Here is a 16,310-nt window from a genome sequence, read left to right as displayed (position 1 = left end):
CGGCTGCCCAAGCATGCGGGCCGCCGGTACCGCCGGGGAGGGTGCCGACGGGCACGCCCTGTTGCGGGTCAGGCGCTGTCCATGAGTGCCGAGGCACCGTCAGGCGGCACGAGCGCCGCGGCACCGTCTCGCCCCAGGAGGGGTAAGCGCCCGGCGCCGTCTGGCTGCCTGCGCCGGCGAGACGCCCGTCTCAGGAGCGTTCCTCCCCGGGTGTCGGCTCCAGGGCGGCCAGGGCGGTCGCCGGATCCCGGGACGTGCCCGAGACGGGCACCCAGCGCCCCTGTTCCCTGCGATACGGCCACCAGCGACCGTCTTGCCCCAGACGCAGCTGGGCGGGTGCGCCGACGACGGTCCACCGGTTGCCCCGCATCCGCAGCGCCGGACGTTCCTCCTCGTCCCACGCCGACTCCAGAGCCGCACGCGTGCGTGCGAGCGTTTCGCCCGTGACCGACCACTCCTCCTCCAGCGCGGACAACGAGGCGGCACCACCCACGCGCCAAGCCCCTACGGCCGCCGTCAAATCGTCCCGGCTACGCCCCGACCCGTGGGCCAGCCGGTCCACGACCGCCTCGTCCAGAGCATCGACGGCCAGCCGGACGGCATCCTGGCCAACCGTCAACTCCGCCTCGGCGCCCGGCTGTTCCGGTCCGGCGCGGAGAGCCTCGGCGAGCAGCCGACGTGCCTCCACCGCCGTCCGGGCGATCAGGTGGCGCAGCGCGGCCGGATCGATGCCCGGGCCGGGCTGGACTTCGGTGTCCAAGGAGGGCGGCACACCGGGTGACGCGGGCAGCTCCGGCGGGGCCGGCAGTGGCGGCAGGATGTCGCCGGCCGCGTAGGCCTCGGCGGCATCCACTCCCTGCGGTCCGGCAGGCGCCTCGACAGGGGCGGCGCTACGGGCCTGGAGTTCGTCCAGGAGGGCGCGTTCGGCCCGTCCGCGTATCAGCAGCAGGACGAAGGGGTCCTCGTCCAGCAGCCGCGCCAGCTGGTAGCAGAGGGCCGCCGTGTGCCCGCAGTGGTCCCAGGCGTCGCAGTCGCATTCCGGCTCCAACTCGCCCATGCCCGGCAGCAGTTCGACGCCGGCGGCCGACGCGTCCTCGACCAGGTGCGGGGGCATCTCCCGGTCCAGCAGCGCAGCCACGTGCCCGGCCCGCTCGACGGTCATCTCCAGCAGCCGATCCCACTGCTCCTCGGAGAGTTCCTGCAAGAGGACGTCGGCCCGGTGAGCCGTGCGGTCCCGGCCCTGGACCACGGCCGTGATCCGCCCCGGACGCACGGACACGGCGCCCACCGCTCCCGCGCGCGCGAGCCTGCGGCCCGCCTTGAGTTGCTGCGAGTCCAGTGCCGCGTCCTCCAGCGCCTTCAGCCACGCCTGGCCCCACCAGGTCCGTGCGAAGCCTCGCCCGCCCGCGGGCGGCAGCGCGGCGAACGTCCGCTCCATGTCGCGTCGGTGCGCATCACTGTCGTACGCGTTCATCGCGCGCCCCCTCGCAGCTCGACCAGAGCGGCCAGCTCCGTGTCCGTCAGTTCCGTGAGCGCCGCCTCGCCGGAGCCCAGCACCGCGTCCGCCAGCTCTCTCTTTCGGCCGAGCATCTCGGCGATGCGGTCCTCGATGGTTCCCTCGGCGATCAGCCGGTGCACCTGCACGGGCCTGGTCTGGCCGATCCGGTACGCGCGGTCCGTGGCCTGCGCCTCGACGGCCGGGTTCCACCAGCGGTCGTAGTGCACGACGTGCTCGGCCCGGGTGAGGTTCAGCCCGGTGCCCGCGGCCTTCAACGACAGCAGGAAGACCGGCACTTCACCGTCCTGGAAACGCCGCACCATCGACTCGCGCTCGGCGACGGGCGTCCCGCCGTGCAGGAACTGCGTCCCGATGCCACGGGCCGCCAGATGCCGCTCCAGGAGACGTGCCATGCGCACGTACTGGGTGAACACCAGGACGGACGCCTCCTCGGAGAGGATGGTGTCGAGCAACTCGTCGAGCAGCTCCAGCTTTCCGGAGCGTCCGGCGATCTTCGGCCGCTCCTCCTTGAGGAACTGCGCCGGGTGGTTGCAGATCTGCTTCAGCCCGGTCAGCAGCTTCATCACGAGTCCGCGCCGCACCATGCTGTCGGAACCCGAGATCTCCGCGAGCGTCTCGCGCACCACCGCCTCGTACAGACCGGCCTGTTCCGTGGTCAGCGACACGGCGCGGTCGGTCTCGGTCTTCGGCGGCAGTTCGGGGGCGATCCCCGGATCCGACTTGCGGCGCCGCAGCAGGAACGGCTGTACGAGGCGCGCGAGCCGCTCACCGGCCGCCGGGTCCTGACCGCCCTCGACAGCCTGCGCGTACCGCGTGCGGAAGGTGCCGAGCCGGCCCAGCAGCCCAGGGGTCGTCCAGTCGAGGATCGCCCACAGCTCCGACAGGTTGTTCTCCACCGGAGTGCCGGTGAGCGCCACGCGTGCGCGTGCGCCGATGGAACGCAGCTGCCGCGCGGTCGACGAGTACGGGTTCTTCACATGCTGCGCCTCGTCCGCCACGACCATGCCCCACGGCAACGAGGCGAGCCGGGCCGTGTCCAGGCGCATCGTCCCGTACGTGGTGAGCACGAACTCCCCGTCGACCACGCCCTCCAGGCTGCGCCGCGCCCCGTGGAAGCGACGCACGGGCGTGCCCGGCGCGAACCTCTCGATCTCGCGCTGCCAGTTGCCCAGCAGGGACGTCGGACACACCACGAGCGTAGGACCGGCCGCCGCCTCCTCCGTCTGCCGGTGCAGATGGAGCGCGATCAGCGTGATCGTCTTGCCGAGCCCCATGTCGTCAGCCAGACAGCACCCGAGCCCCAAGGACGTCATCCGGGCCAGCCAACTCAGCCCCCGCCGCTGGTAGTCGCGCAGCGTGGCCGCGAGCGCGGCGGGCTGCGCCACGGGCTCCTGCGCCTCGGGGTCCGCGAGCCGCTCCCGCAGGGCCGCCAGCCACCCCGTGGGCAGTACGTCGACCAACTGGCCGTCCGCCTCCGCGGAGCCCGTCAGCGCGGCGCCCAGCGCCTCCACGGGCGTGATCTTGCGCTCCTGCCGGCTATGGGCGCGGCGGACCTCACGGGGGTCCACGAGGACCCACTGGTCGCGCAGCCGCACGACGGGACGATTGGCCTCGGCGAGCCGGTCCAACTCCTCGCGCGTGAGCCGCTGATCGCCCAGTGCGAACCACCAGTCGAAGGCGAGCAGCGCGTCGGCGGACAGGAACGACGGCGCGTCCGAGGCCGTCCGCCCGGTAGCCGGTCCGTCGTCCGGCGGGCCGATCACGGCACGAGTGGTCAGCTCGCGGGCGAGCTCCTTCGGCCAGTGCACGTCGACACCGGCCGTGGCCAGGGCCTGGGCGCCTGCTCCGAGGAGCTCGGTGACCTCCTCGTCGGCCAGCTCGACCGCGTCCGGCACACTCGCCGAGAGCAACGGCGCGAGCGGCGGCCAGGCCCGCGCCGCGCGACGGAGCGCGAGCAGGGCGTCCATACGCGCACGTGGACCGAAGACGCCGGACCCGCCCCACACCTCGGCGGCATCGGCCATGAGAGTCGGATCGCTCACGCCGTGCACCTGGGGGACGGCCCGGAAGGACACCGTCGCCTCGTCCTGCGCTGCGCTCGCGAGGCCGTGCACCTCGATCCGCAGCGAGACCCGTACGCCGGCGTCGTGGCCGGCGGAGATATCGGCGGCCCAGGCGCGTTGCTCGGGCATGTGCCGCGGCTCGCGTGCCGCGTAGGCGGGCCCGCCTGTCACGAGCGGGGCGGCGGGGGAGCGGGGCAGGGTGTCGGCCACCGCGTCGAGGAAGGCGCGCAGCAGCGGCTCCGGGTCCGGCAGCCGTGGCGGCACCGAGCCGTCGACCGGCACGGCGTGCGCCTCGGGCGGCATGGTGGCGGCCAGCCGGCGGACGCGGTCGACGTCCTCAGCGGGCAGCGGGCCCACCCGCCACGCGTCGTGGTCGCCGGGGGACAGGCCGGGCAGCAGCAACCCCCGTGCCACGAACTGCAGGGCCAGCACGGAGGCCGCGCCCCAGAACACACTCCCGCGGTGTCCGTTCACGTCGGCACGCGCGCGCGTGAGCACCGGCAGCGCCGCCCGCACGGGCAGGACGACTGCGGGCACGCTCGCCGGCCGGACACCGTCGTCGCCGGGCACGACGACGGTCAGCTCCTCGACGGATCCGGTCGCGACGAGAGGCGGAGCGGTGCCGGCGGGCCGCCAGAAGGCGACGCTGCCGGTACGCGCCGGATCGCCCGGGAGGAAGACGGCACAGCAGCGGGCCAGTTCGGAGATCTCGGACGGTGTTGCCGCAGGGACGCTCTGCACAGCGATACCGCACTCCTCAAACTTGACTACTGAGCCCTGAGGTCGCCGAGAGTACAGCATGCGAACGATCCGTCGGAGCGGCCGATCCGTGACCTGGCCGAGTCCGGGATTGGGTAGAAGGGTCTCAGGGACGAGTAGGGGTCGCGCCTCAGGGATGTCTCAGGGTCGCCGTTCGGAACTGTGCGCGGCGCGGACCCGTTTTCAGGACAGAGAGCGGCCCCGGCCGCGAAGGAGGCGACGTACATGTCGAAGAAGGCGAAGATCGCCGCAGGGGGTGTGGCGGTCGGGCTCATCCTGTTGATCTGGCTGCCCTGGTGGGCGGCGCTCCTGATTGTCCTGGGAGTCCCGGCCGCCGCATACCTCACGTTGGACCCTTCCCAGCGGCGCAGGCTGCGCCGGGTGACCCGCAAGGAGATCGGCCGCTGACCGCACCGGCACACTGACGCAGCGACACACCGGCGCGCTGGGGCGGCGAGGTCGGCGTGGGCACAGGAGTTGGTCACATCGCCGTCCGCGGCCCGTACGACGTACGGGCCGCGGACGGCGAGTGCCCCGTTGCCAAAATCGTTTGCGTGCCGGACGGGCGGCGCATCACCATGACCGCATGAAGCATGGAAAGGAGGCCCAGCGACTCCACGGTGAGCGCTGATGGCCCGATACGAGGCGTCCCAGACGCCGTCCGGACAGCCCCAGACCCCGCCGGCGCCTCTGACGCCAGCCTGGCTGAGGGCTCACTTCGATCCCCTGCCGTTCCCGGCACGCATGAGCGCCCTGGCGCGCTACGCCCGCACGCTCACTCCACACGCCTACGAGACCCTGCACCACGCCCTCGACACCGGCGATGGGGACGAGCGGCACACCGCCCTCTTCCTGGCCGTCGTCCGCCGCGACCTGGAACGGGTGACCGAGGCTCTGGCCGACCCACTGCTGGGCCGCCGCGCGCGTGCGGCGGCCGTCCGGCTCCCGATACCCGAACAGGCCCTGGAGCGACTGGCGTCGAGCGATATCAGCACCACCCGCCTCGACACCTACCGACTGCTCAGGCGCAGCCGCCGCCACGTCCTGGCCGCCGGACTGCTGCCCGGTGTCTTCGAACGCCACGGCCCTCGGGAAGCGGCCGAGCTGCTGCCCGCATGTCCTCCGGAGACCGTGGCGGACTGGCTGCCCCGGGTCGAACCGTCCGCCGGCACGATCAACTCCCTGGCCCGCACGGCACCCCGGGCCCTCGCCGCGTATCTCGCGGCGCAGAGCGGCCAACAGGCGCGGGAGGAGTCGTACGCCTTCCACCGGAGCCATCGTGGGGCCGCGACGGTCGCCGCGCGCCGTGACCCGGACGCGGCGCTCCTGCTCCTGGAGCGGGCTCCCGACCTGCTCACCCCGCGCGGAGTCCTGGCCGCGCTGTACCGGCCCACGCAGGCGGCGGCCGTCCTGAGGGCGGCACCGACGTGCGGCGACGGCCGCCATCGCGAACAACCCGTGCCGGCAGGGCCGTTGCCGCCATCCCTGCGACGGATCCTGGTCGGGCTGTCCTCAGCGGATCTCCTGGTGCTCGCCGAGCACTGCCCCGCCACCAGTAGCCGGTACGCCGGGCCCGGCCGCCAGGAGGTGGCGCCCGACGCCCTGTTGAGGCTCCTTCCGTCCGTCGAACGGCGGCGGATCGCGGAGATCCGGACCTCGCGCCACCGATTGAGTGAGTCCTCGGCCCCGGCGCTCGCCGCGCTGGACCCCGCTGACCGTGCGGAGTTGATCAAGCCCCGGCTGAAGAAAACCCGCAGGCCCTGGTACTCGGCCCGGTGGGCGATGACCCTGCCCCTGGCCGACGGCGAACCGCTTCTGCGTGAGCTCGCCGAAAATCACCGCGTCCATCATCGCGCCCAGGCCTGGCCCGCCCTGCTCGCCTGCGCGGAACTCCAAGGCGACCCGGCGGAGTTCGCCAGAGTCGCCGTCGACTGCGAACGGGCCTGGCACGACCGGGACGAGGTGCGCCGCCCGGCACTGCAGCAACTCGCCGGCACCGCACCCCACCTGCTCGCCGCCCTGCCCGAACAGGTGCTGCGCGATGCCGTCCGCACCACCGTCCAGTCACGCGACTCGACGGCCGACACCCTCGACGCGGCCCGAACCCTGCTCCACCGCGTCGTCGAACGAGCCGCGGCAGTCGGCGACATCGAACGCGCGGCCCTCGCCGTCGCTCTCCTGGGCGAGGCCGCGTCCGGGCCCCGGCACACCGGCCCGCTGACCCCGGTGCGCGTCGACGAGGAGGCTGCCCGCGCCATCTGGGCGGCGATGGCCCAGAACCGACCGCAGCGGCCCGAGGCGGCCACGGCCCTCGCCGAACTCCTCAGAAGCCACCTGACCGAGCTGCCCGACCTCGACGCACAAACGCGACACATCGCCGTCGAGTGCGACGACCCGGTGATCGCTGCCCGAGCCGCCGCTGCCTGGGTGTGGCCGCCACGGCTGCGGGAGCAGCGCTGTGCCGAACTGCTCGCCCTGGACGCCACCTTCGCCACCGTGCCCCTCGTCCTGCGAACCGTCACAACCCGCCGGACGACACTCCTCGATCCCGTGCTGGCCGCCGCCAGCGGGGAGTTCAAGGGCCGACTGCGCCTCCGCGCCACGCCTTGGACACCGCGGTTGCACCCCGGGGTGGTCGGGCGGTGGTTGCCGTGGCAGCGGGACGCGTGGAGCGAGCACCACGCGCGCGTGGCCGCCGACGAGACGGCTCCGCTGCACGTCCGCACGGACGCGGCACAACTCCTGAGGAACCCCGCGCTGTTGACCGCGCTCGCCGAACAGGCGCCACAACCCGTGGCAGCCGCGGCGCTCACCGCGCTCGGCGAGCTCGCCGGAGAGACGGCCGAGGGCGTGCCTGACGCGTCGGCTCTGCGGGACCTCCTGCTGCGACACGCCGCGACCGGCGGTGTGCGCGGTCGTGCCGCGATGGCCGCGGTCCGGCGGCTTCTCGCGCGGCTGCCCGACGACGAGACGGTGCGTCTGCTCGCCCCGGTGGCCCGCGCGGCCGACGCACCGGTGGGCACTCGCAAGGAGGCCGCACGGGTGCTGGGTTCCCTTCCGGGCGACGATGCCTTCGAGGCTCTCGTCGCGGCCTGGGACCAGCCTGGCGGGCACCCCGATGTCCGGGCCGTGCTGGCCGGCGCGCTTCTGCCCGCCGTCGACCGACCCGGCGTGACCGAGCGCCTCCTCGGCGCGGTCCACGAACCCGCCGTACGCGAAGCGGTCGTGCACGCACGCGTGCGTGCGGTGCCCAGCTCCAAGAGGCTGTCTTACACGGCCTTACTGGTGCGGATCGTCGAGGAGGGCGACGACGAGTCCGCCGCGGGCGCGTGCCGCATCCTGCCGTCCTGGCTCGGGGTGGACACGCCGGACGGGATCCGTGTGCTGGCGGACACCGTGGCGGACCCGGAGCGAGCGAGCCGGGTGTGGCACGCCGCGGCCCGCCAACTGGTGCGGCTGCCAGCCGGACCGGACTCGGAGGCCGCTGTCCACCGCGCGTTCAACCTGCTGGGGGAGCGGGCCCGCGCGCGGGACCCCCTCGTGCGTACCGACGCCCTGCGCAGGCTGCACGCGGTCGCGGGCGATGTGCTGCCGGGTGGTGGCGGCTCGCAGGTGCCGCGTGTCTTGGACGCGCTGATCGACACCTTGGAGGCGGTCGGGCTGTCGACCGATGCCGCGCGCCTCAACTGGGACGCTGCCCTGCACGACGTGGGCCGCGGCAGACACCGGGCGGATCGCTGGGCGCGGCTGGCGCGGCTGTGCGAAGCCGCGCCGGCACGTCTGCCGGTGCCCACGTACCTGCCCATGGACTTCAGGCGGTCACGCGTGCGTGAGGTCGCCCTCGCCGCGGCGCGTGCCCTGGGCGCCCACGGCACTGCTCTCTCAGGTCAGTTGGCCCTCGCGTTCGTCCGGGCCGGCGGCCAAGCCGCGAGCTGGGAGGAACCCTGGAGGACCGAACTCGAAGCGCTACGAGCCCACCAGGACCCGGACACGGCGATGGGCGCGCTCCTCGTCGACCCGGACGCGGGACGCTGAGCCGCGTCCGAGTTCGGACGCGTGCGTGACGCGGCAGTTCAACTGGGGCGTACGGCCATCTTGTCGAGCGCCTCCAAGAGACCCGGCAGCTCTGGCCCTCGGCCCACCGGCAGGACCTCGCCCGGTTCCTCGTCGAGCAGCACGAACGCGATGTCGTCGGTCCTGGCCACGAGGGACCAGCCGGGACCGTCGGCACGCAGCGTCCGCGCCTCGCCCGGGGCGAAGGACGACCGCACGCGGCCGAGCGGCGGCGGCGAGTCCACGTATCCGCGTGCCTCCGAGAGGACGCGCCGGATGCCGCCGTGGCCGGGCTTCTTCTCGGTCTCCTCGTCCGGGCCCTGATCGGCCTTCTCGGCCCCGTCCGGGTCCGAGGCGCCCCCGGGGACCTGGAACTCGGTGTCGTCGATCTGCTCGCGCCACACGGCCCACTGGAGGGCGATCTCGTCGGCTCCCAGCCGCCGTTGGGCCGGGCCCCATGTCGACGTGTCCGGCGGCGACAGCGGAGGACCGTCCACGACGTCGGGATCGGGGTCGTGCGGTTCCGGTACGCCGGGAGCCGCGACGGCGACCGCGAGGGGCCAGCCGGGCAGGGCGGCGACGACCGTGCGCTCGGTGGGCGACAGGTCGTACTCCATGCCGCAGTCCCAGGACGCGATGGCCACGGCGACCAGGGAGACGTCGTCGACGACGACGGTCCACCGGGCGCCGTCGCCGTCCTGGCCGAGTACCAGGCCGTACCCGTCGGCGAGCGGCGCGAGGCCGAGCGCCGCGCAGGCCTCCGGATAGTCGTCGCCCAGCACGCTCGGAAACTTCGCCGGCGTCAGCAGTACCGCCGTGAGCACATAGAGCGCGTCGTCCTCGGCGGCGACGGCGTCCTCGTCCGTCCCGGCCATCCCAGCCTCCCCATCGGTTCGTCCAACCGCGCGCACCCTAATGCGACCGGCAGCAGCTTGTCACGACTGCCCAGCGACGCGGACCTGCAGTTTTCCGGGTGCACGGGGCGAATCGACCGCGCAACGCCCCGCGCGTCAGGCCACGGGGAGTCCAAGGAGCGCGCGGGCCACGGTCTGCGGGGACTCGTCGCGCTCACGCGCCAGCGCGATGACAGCCCTGCACGCGAGCTCGCTGACACCGAAGGAGAGCGCCTCCGGCGACACCCAGGCCGCCGCTTCGTCGATCTGCTCCTGGTCGTCCTCCACGCGGGCCGAGACGTACGTGGCCGCGGCCTCGAAAAGATTGTGTGTACGTTTGTCCCGGCCGGCGTCAACTTCGACGCGCAGCGCATCGCGGACTCTGGAACCGGACCTGCGCACCCTGCCCCACATGTGAACCACCTTCCCCCTACGTGGTTGATTTCGCTCAGCGTTCATGTCCTGCTACTCAACGTAGAGCTTGACTCGCCTGCCGGAAAGGGGTCCTGACCAGCGAAGGTGCTGGTCAGAGGTGCATTCGTTGCAGGTCGAAGAGCTTCCTGGGCCCCGATCAGTACCGGTTCAGACCGGACCGCGCGGCTACGCAAGTAGCCACGAGAGTAGTCATGAACAGTGGGGCGGGAGGTCGGCGTACCTCCCAGCTGGTACGCGCTGTTGACCGCTCTCACCCCTGAGCAGGCCGATCCCAGCGAAGTGCTACGCCGCCACAAAGGCCAGGGTGTGGTCGAGCGCGGATACGGCGACTGGAGTTGCCCAATCGGACAGGGATTATCTCTGCTATGCGGACTCGATGGCCCCGATTTCCTCGGGGCTGAGCGGCGGTTCGGTGAGCTGAGGTTTGAGAGGGCCCCGCAGGGCCGACACGAGGGTGCTGGGCTTGAACAGCCACTCAGGTCCCTTCTGGAGCGTCATCACGTCGGTGAGGTCGCGGGCCATTCTTCCGGAGCCGGTGGCCGTGAGGGTGAGACGGTCCACGAAGAGCGCGGCCATCCGATCGGGCAGGGTGGGTCCACCCTCGGTTGCGCCGTCATAGAAGACGTCCGTGCCTACGGCGAAGGTCCATGCGAGGCCGACGTGCCGCGCGATCGCCTTTTGCACGCGCCTGGTGAAGCCGGGGCTCCCGTAGCCGTAACGGTCGATCATGTTCCGCAGAGTCAAAGCGCTTTGAGCCGCGACCGACATGCCGTGCCCATACGTCGGGTTGTACGCGGCCACGGCATCCCCGAGGGCGAGGAAGTTCGCCGGCAGTGCGGTCTTCTCGTAGAAGCGGCGACGGTTGGCCGTCATTCGCGTGACATGGACGGGGCCCAGCGGGTCCGCTTTCTTGATCATCTCTCCAACGATGGGATGGCGCAGGCCCAGGGCGAAATTCCCGAAGGCGTCCGGATCGATGGTGGGTTCGCCGCCGCGGGTACCCGACAGGGTGACGAGCCAGCGTCCATCCTCGATGGGCAGGATGACGCCTGCCTGCCCTGGGCCGTCACCGCGGGGGTCTGCCTGCACGTTGATGATGGGCCAGGTCTCCGGGAGGCCATGAGGGGCTTGGTAGAGGCGGCTGGCGTAGACGAGTCCGGAGTCGACCTCCCGCGAGGGCGGGCTTTGCGCGCCGAGGCGGTTGAGCCAGACCGGTGTTTGGGAACCCTTGCCGCTGGCGTCTACGACCAGGTCGGCCAGGAGGGTCTCCTGTCGACCGTCATTCGTACGGACGTCGACGCCGGTCACCGTGTCGGCGCTGCCGGCCAGGCCGAGAACGGTGGTGCCCTGCATGACGGTGATGCCGTTGTCCTTCGCGCCGAGAACCTGGCGGCGGATCACCCAGTCGAACAGGTCCCGGTGGCAGGCGATGGCGTAGTGGCTCTCCTGCCAGCGGCGAAACCAGCCCGCCGGGCTGAGGCCGACCATGCCGCTGGTCAGCGGTATGCGGCGGGCGCCTGCGGACTCAAGGTCACTGAGGACGTCAGGAAGGAGCGCAGCGATGGCCTCCGCTCCGCCGGACCACAGCACATGCACGTGGTGTGCCTGGGGCAGGCTCTTGCGAGGCTCGGGTATCTCCGGCAGGGAGTCGCGTTCGATGACGAGAACGTCGGTGCGTGTCGACAGCGCTTGCGCGGTCAGCATGGCGGTGAGACCCCCGCCGATGACAATGGCCCGGCGTTGCCGGCCGACGGACGAGTTGGTGCGGGCGCTCATGAGGTCACGGTTCCTTCTGGTGTCGGGTTGGAACCGACCACGTGCATGGTGGGCAGGTCGCGCAGGGCACGGGAGATGGCGACGATGTCCCTGCTCTGGTTTGGGTTCGTCCGCGCGAGTTGCTTGGCCGCCTGGCGGTCCCGTTCCTCCGGAACGCCGGCCGCGGCCACGATGGCGGTGGCTTCGGCAAGAACCTGCGCCTCGTCGGGCGTCTTCCCCTGGCCCAAATAGCGCTGGACGGCCTTGTCGTGCTCGTCCATGTCCAGGTACGGCTGGAGCTGCCTCAGAGCGTCGCGGATGGTCGTCTTACGGTGTGTCAGGCGGAGGTCCACAGAGGAGAATCGGCGGATCGGCACGGGGGAGGCAGCGGACTGCACATGTTGCAACGTGCGGGCAAGGGGCGCGAGGGCCTTGTACTCGCGGAGGGCTGCCGCCCGGTGCGACGCTCCCTCTCCCGCGTGCGGCACGATGAACCCCAGGGCGATCAGCAGGCCGACTGTTCCCGCGACGGGAGGGGCTACGTCGGTGCTGAGCCAGTCGAGGTCATGGTTGGTCCACCGGGCGACCACGGCGATCAGTTTGACCGCGTCATAGACGAGGTTCAGGGCGTAGCCGACGCTGAGCAGTACGACACCGGCGTGCAGCCAGCCCATCCCGCGCAAGCGGCTTTCCCATGCCCAAAGCAGTGCAGAAGTAATCAGGACTGCCACGGTGTGACCGAGCAGGTAGAGCAGGATCATCTCGCGCATCCACGGAGTGCCGGCGTAGTACGTGTCCAGGTCCCGCAGCCGCTCGACATGGTGGTCACCGAGCGCGAAGCACGCCCACAAAGCGACGATCACCATGCCGTAACTTCCGTACACCCACCACGTCGTACGCCGGACGCTCGCCGGGACTCCTCCCCGCCACTTCACGATCAGCAGCAGACACGAGGCGCAGAAGCCGGTGAGCAGGCTGTAGACGAAGGGCGCCGCAAAATTGGGGATGCCGGTCACGTCGTTGAGCCATGCGAGGGTGGATGGTGCCGCGAAGAAGAACACGGCAACCGCCGTCAGGAGCAGGCCGGCAACCTGCCGTGCAAGGGGGTTGCGGCGGCCCCCCAACAAGGCCGGCAACTTGTAGGCCACGCCTACTCCGAGCACCGCCGCAATCATCCAGAAGGATTGGGACATCGTCACGGCCGTCAGCCCTGCAATCCGTGGCAGCCGAGGGCCGTGCTGATGCGCCGCGCTACATCGTCGAGGTCCTGGCGGGTGTCCGGGCCTGCTAGCCAGACACCCATACGGGAGCCCATGAGGAGGCCGAACCCTTCGGCGGCGAGCTCGTCCTCGGTGTGCGACTGGGCGCGCGCGGCCACTCTCCGGGCCAGATCCCAGTCGACCTCTTCGGTCATCGCTGCTCGTGCGGCAACTGCGGTTCCGTCGTGATCGTGGCCGCAGTGCCCAGCGTTCATGTGCCACAACTCGTGGCCAAGGACGACGAGTTGGTGATCGGGGGCGAGGTTCGCCTCAACGACGATGACGTCCTGGTCCCTGAGGTCCAGCCAAAGCCCCGTGGTCGTATTGGCCAACTCCTCGGGGAAGCTCCGCATGACCAACTGCACCGGCCGGCCGCGGCGTTCGCTCATCACCTGACACAGCGTCTCGAAGATGACTTTCGGCTCTGCCGGCACCCTGACCGCCTCGGTGACAGCCGTGGTGAGCTCGGCCATGAGCTTCCTCTGGAGCCTCTCGACCGACTTCTTCACTGATCAGCCTCCGGGTGGTTCGCCAGGTGGTCGACCACGCGCCTGACGCGGTCGAAATCGAATTGGAGCTCTGCGACCATCCTGGCGAGCGCCGCCAAGTCGGGTTTGGTCATGAGCGGACTTCGACCGGACATATGTACGACGCCCATGTCACGGAGGGCCTTGGCCGGGTCGGCCTCCACCTCCAAGTCGAAGAGGTTCCTCTGCAGTTCTCGGTTCAGGGCATCGGCCGGCGCGTCAGTCAGGAAGGTGGCGGCCACCTTGTAGTACTTGGTCAGCTGGGAACCGGTCCACAGACTCGGCTTCGCTTTGCCGTCCGCCAGTTTCCTTGTCCAAACCGTGGTCTGGTCGATCGCCGCAGCGATGTCCCGGATGTCTCGGGGACCTCCGTTGGGGCCCGTGTGGCTCTCGTACAGGAAACGGACTCGGTTCCGGACCATGTCGTCCGGGTCCTCCTCCTCCGGCATGCCGCCGGCGAGGAGGAGCTCCACCTCGGGTTCGGTCAAGCCGGACGCCAGGGCCAGCCGCTTGGTGTCCAGCACCTCCGCCAACCGGCGACCGCTCTTGGCGATCAGTTCCTCGATACGGGCGACGGTCTTCAGCAGCGAGGCGTTGGGCTCACTCACAGGTGCTCCTCCTGGAAGGTAAGGGTGAGCGTGGCGTGCATGCAGGTGGTACTGAAGAGGCGGCCGGGGCCTCAGAAACGGATCGTGCACCCCTCTTGTATGACGCTCTCTGCATGAGGCCGACGGTTCGAGGCGGGCGCCGCGCCTGTGACCGGTGCCCACATCCGGGTTCTGGTGGCGGGTGACGTGGCGCACCTGGAGGCCCGAAGTCTCGTCAACTAGGCTATTCCGTAGGAGAGTTGAGGGGGCGCCTCGCGTGTCTGGCACCGGACACCACCGGGTCCCGGGGGGAAACGGCTCCACCGATCGCTCCCGATGCTCGAGTATCTGCGATCGGCACAGTACGGCGTGAGCACCTCAAACCTCAACGTTCGTTGCGTGGCAGCGAACGCTCGTTGATATTCGGTTCAAGGTCGTTGCACTGTCCGGTCGTGGAACCGGCCCTGTCGAGGAAGCAACGCTCGCCGTCCTGACCGAGCTCGTTGATGTCACTGCGCGGCATCGCACCAGCGTCGACCTGAGTGGCCGAGTGTCGTACGACGGGGGCCACGTCCTGATCGCGGTCGGAGAGATGGATCGGCCGTTGCCGGCGCCCGAGGAGGAGCCGCGTCTGTTCCTCGTGCGTACCGCCTTGCTGACGACATCGGGCCTGCCGCGGTGATGAGGCTGGCTGTGTGACCTGGGTGTCCGTGCCGCTGGGGTCGACCTCTCAGTAGCCCTGCGCGGGTGGGTCGGCATGTCTGACCGGTTGTTGCTTCACACGGAGGAGCGGTCGTTCTTTGTCGGGGCGTGCAGGCTTGGGAGGCGAGACGTCACCCTTCCCGCACGGCCAGCGCCAGGAAACGGTCGTCCTCGTCGACGTACGAGATCACGCGCCAGCCCGAACCGGCCAGCAGGGAGCGGAGATTCGGTTCCGCGCGCAGGTCGTCCGGGGTGATCTGTCGGCCCTGGCGCGCGGCGAGCGCCGCCCGGCCGATCGGGTGGAACAGTGCGAGCGTGCCGTCGGAGCGCACGACGCGTGCCAACTCCCGCAGATTCTCGGTCGGATGCGGAAGGTGCGCGATGAGCCCGGCCGCGAACACCGCGTCGAGCGACCGCGACCGCACCGGCAGTGCGGACACGTCGGCGAGCAGCAACTGCCCCTGACGGTCCCTACCGGCGTCTACGGCGGCTTGGAGCATGGCCGGCGTCAGATCGGCGCCCATGACCACTCCGGAAGGCCCCACGGCCGTCCGTAGCGGCGGCAGGGCCCGCCCCGTGCCGCAGCCCGCGTCCAGCACCCGGTCGCCCGCGCGCAGCCCCAACTCGGCGACCGCCGCCGCGTAGGCGGGACCGTCGTCGGGGAAGCGGCTGTCCCAGCCCGCGGCGCGCGCGGTGAAGAACTCCCGGACATGCGTGTGGTCGTCGCTCATGTTCCGCATGATCCCTCACCGACACGGATGACGCCGCAGCGCGCACGTTCGAGCGGGACACGGTCGTTCATAGGTACCGCTGTGTCATATTTCAATACCTTTCGAAATGCGCCCTCTTTGTGCGCCCCTGTCCCGACTAGCGTCCCGGGGTCATGGGACACCTGGACCACGCATCCTTCGGTTGGCTGACCCCCGTGCTGTCGTACGTGATGGCCTGCATCGGCTCCGCCCTCGGGCTGCGCTGCACCGTCCGCGCGCTCGGCGCCACCGGACGCTCGCGCCGCAACTGGCTCATCACCGCGGCCTCGGCGATCGGTACCGGCATCTGGACCATGCACTTCGTGGCCATGCTCGGTTTCGGCGTCAGCGGCACCGATATCCGCTACGACGTGCCGCTCACCATCGCCAGCCTGCTCGTCGCCATGCTCGTCGTCTGTGCCGGCGTCTTCGCCGTCGGCTACAGCAAGGACCGCACCCGCGCGCTCTTCCTCGGCGGCCTCACCACCGGGCTCGGGGTCGCGAGCATGCACTACCTGGGCATGGCGGCGGTACGGCTGCACGGCGACGTCGGCTACGACCCGGCGCTCGTCGGCCTGTCCGTCCTGATCGCCGTCGTCGCGGCGACGGCGGCCCTGTGGGCGGGGCTCAACATCAAGTCGCCCGTCGCCGTCTTCGGGGCCTCGCTCATCATGGGGGCCGCGGTGACGAGCATGCACTACACCGGCATGCTCGCGGTGAGCGTCCACGTCACCCCCTCCGGCGAGGCCTTGCCCGGGGCCACGGCGATGCAGTTCATCTTCCCCCTGGCCGTCGGTCTTGGGTCCTACCTGTTCCTGACCTCGGCCTTCGTCGCGCTGTCGCCGACCAGCGGAGAGCGCGAGGCATCCGCCTCCGCCCAGCGGCCGATCGAGAGCCCCGTGGGCTAACACCCCCCGACCGACGACCCGCCCCGAGGCACCGTCGCGAGCGCGTCGCCGACCGACGGCGACTGCGGCCCGACGGTCCGCCCCCCAACCACTTCCGAGCG

The 16,310-nt window shown here is 71.0% G+C and carries 13 protein-coding genes; 3 read left to right on the top strand and 10 right to left on the bottom strand.

Annotated features, from left to right (window positions below):
* Positions 1-190 precede the first annotated feature (190 nt).
* Positions 191-1,474 carry an SWF or SNF family helicase gene (locus M2283_RS26680; RefSeq protein ID WP_280878913.1) on the bottom strand — a complete coding sequence of 428 codons (1,284 nt, stop codon included), beginning with the start codon at positions 1,472-1,474 and terminating at the stop codon, positions 191-193.
* Positions 1,471-4,383, bottom strand: a complete 2,913-nt coding sequence (locus M2283_RS26675; protein WP_280878912.1) for a DEAD/DEAH box helicase — start codon at positions 4,381-4,383, stop codon at positions 1,471-1,473. Before M2283_RS26675 ends, M2283_RS26680 begins: the two co-directional genes overlap by 4 nt.
* A gap of 183 nt (positions 4,384-4,566) precedes the next feature.
* Between M2283_RS26675 and M2283_RS26670 the strand changes: the two genes are divergently transcribed.
* Positions 4,567-4,749 carry a hypothetical protein gene (locus M2283_RS26670; protein WP_280878911.1) on the top strand — a complete coding sequence of 61 codons (183 nt, stop codon included), beginning with the start codon at positions 4,567-4,569 and terminating at the stop codon, positions 4,747-4,749.
* Between the two features lie 336 nt (positions 4,750-5,085).
* Positions 5,086-8,376, top strand: coding sequence for a hypothetical protein (locus M2283_RS26665; RefSeq protein ID WP_280878910.1), 3,291 nt, complete (start codon positions 5,086-5,088; stop codon positions 8,374-8,376).
* A gap of 38 nt (positions 8,377-8,414) precedes the next feature.
* Here M2283_RS26665 and M2283_RS26660 read toward each other — a convergent pair whose 3' ends face one another.
* The 8 genes from M2283_RS26660 to M2283_RS26625 form a co-directional block, all read right to left on the bottom strand.
* The gene (locus tag M2283_RS26660; RefSeq protein WP_280878909.1) at positions 8,415-9,269 is read right to left on the bottom strand and encodes a hypothetical protein; all 855 of its coding nucleotides are present in this window, start codon (positions 9,267-9,269) and stop codon (positions 8,415-8,417) included.
* A 135-nt stretch (positions 9,270-9,404) separates the two neighbouring features.
* Entirely contained in the window at positions 9,405-9,701 is a 297-nt protein-coding gene (locus M2283_RS26655; RefSeq protein WP_280878908.1) for a hypothetical protein, read from the bottom strand.
* 384 nt (positions 9,702-10,085) lie between these two features.
* The gene (locus M2283_RS26650) at positions 10,086-11,498 is read right to left on the bottom strand and encodes an NAD(P)/FAD-dependent oxidoreductase (protein WP_280878907.1); all 1,413 of its coding nucleotides are present in this window, start codon (positions 11,496-11,498) and stop codon (positions 10,086-10,088) included.
* Positions 11,495-12,652 carry an MAB_1171c family putative transporter gene (locus M2283_RS26645; RefSeq protein ID WP_348538930.1) on the bottom strand — a complete coding sequence of 386 codons (1,158 nt, stop codon included), beginning with the start codon at positions 12,650-12,652 and terminating at the stop codon, positions 11,495-11,497. Before M2283_RS26645 ends, M2283_RS26650 begins: the two co-directional genes overlap by 4 nt.
* 29 nt (positions 12,653-12,681) lie before the next feature.
* On the bottom strand, positions 12,682-13,209 hold the full coding sequence (locus M2283_RS26640) for a toxin-antitoxin system, toxin component (RefSeq protein WP_280878905.1): 528 nt from the start codon (positions 13,207-13,209) through the stop codon (positions 12,682-12,684).
* A 32-nt stretch (positions 13,210-13,241) separates the two neighbouring features.
* On the bottom strand, positions 13,242-13,871 hold the full coding sequence (locus M2283_RS26635; RefSeq protein WP_280878904.1) for a hypothetical protein: 630 nt from the start codon (positions 13,869-13,871) through the stop codon (positions 13,242-13,244).
* Positions 13,872-14,235: 364 nt separating this feature from the next.
* On the bottom strand, positions 14,236-14,373 hold the full coding sequence (locus tag M2283_RS26630) for a hypothetical protein (protein WP_280878903.1): 138 nt from the start codon (positions 14,371-14,373) through the stop codon (positions 14,236-14,238).
* Between the two features lie 310 nt (positions 14,374-14,683).
* Positions 14,684-15,283: a class I SAM-dependent methyltransferase gene (locus tag M2283_RS26625; RefSeq protein WP_280878902.1), complete on the bottom strand. Its 600-nt coding sequence runs from the start codon at positions 15,281-15,283 to the stop codon at positions 14,684-14,686.
* 152 nt (positions 15,284-15,435) lie between these two features.
* On the opposite strand from M2283_RS26625, the gene M2283_RS26620 reads away from it, so the two are divergent.
* A complete protein-coding gene (locus M2283_RS26620) occupies positions 15,436-16,209 on the top strand; it encodes an MHYT domain-containing protein (RefSeq protein WP_280878901.1) in 774 nt (257 codons plus the stop codon).
* Positions 16,210-16,310: the final 101 nt, after the last annotated feature.

It is taken from the genome of Streptomyces pseudovenezuelae, assembly GCF_029892565.1.
In the GTDB taxonomy this organism is placed as follows: domain Bacteria; phylum Actinomycetota; class Actinomycetes; order Streptomycetales; family Streptomycetaceae; genus Streptomyces; species Streptomyces pseudovenezuelae_A.
This window is presented reverse-complemented; position numbering and strand designations above follow the sequence as displayed.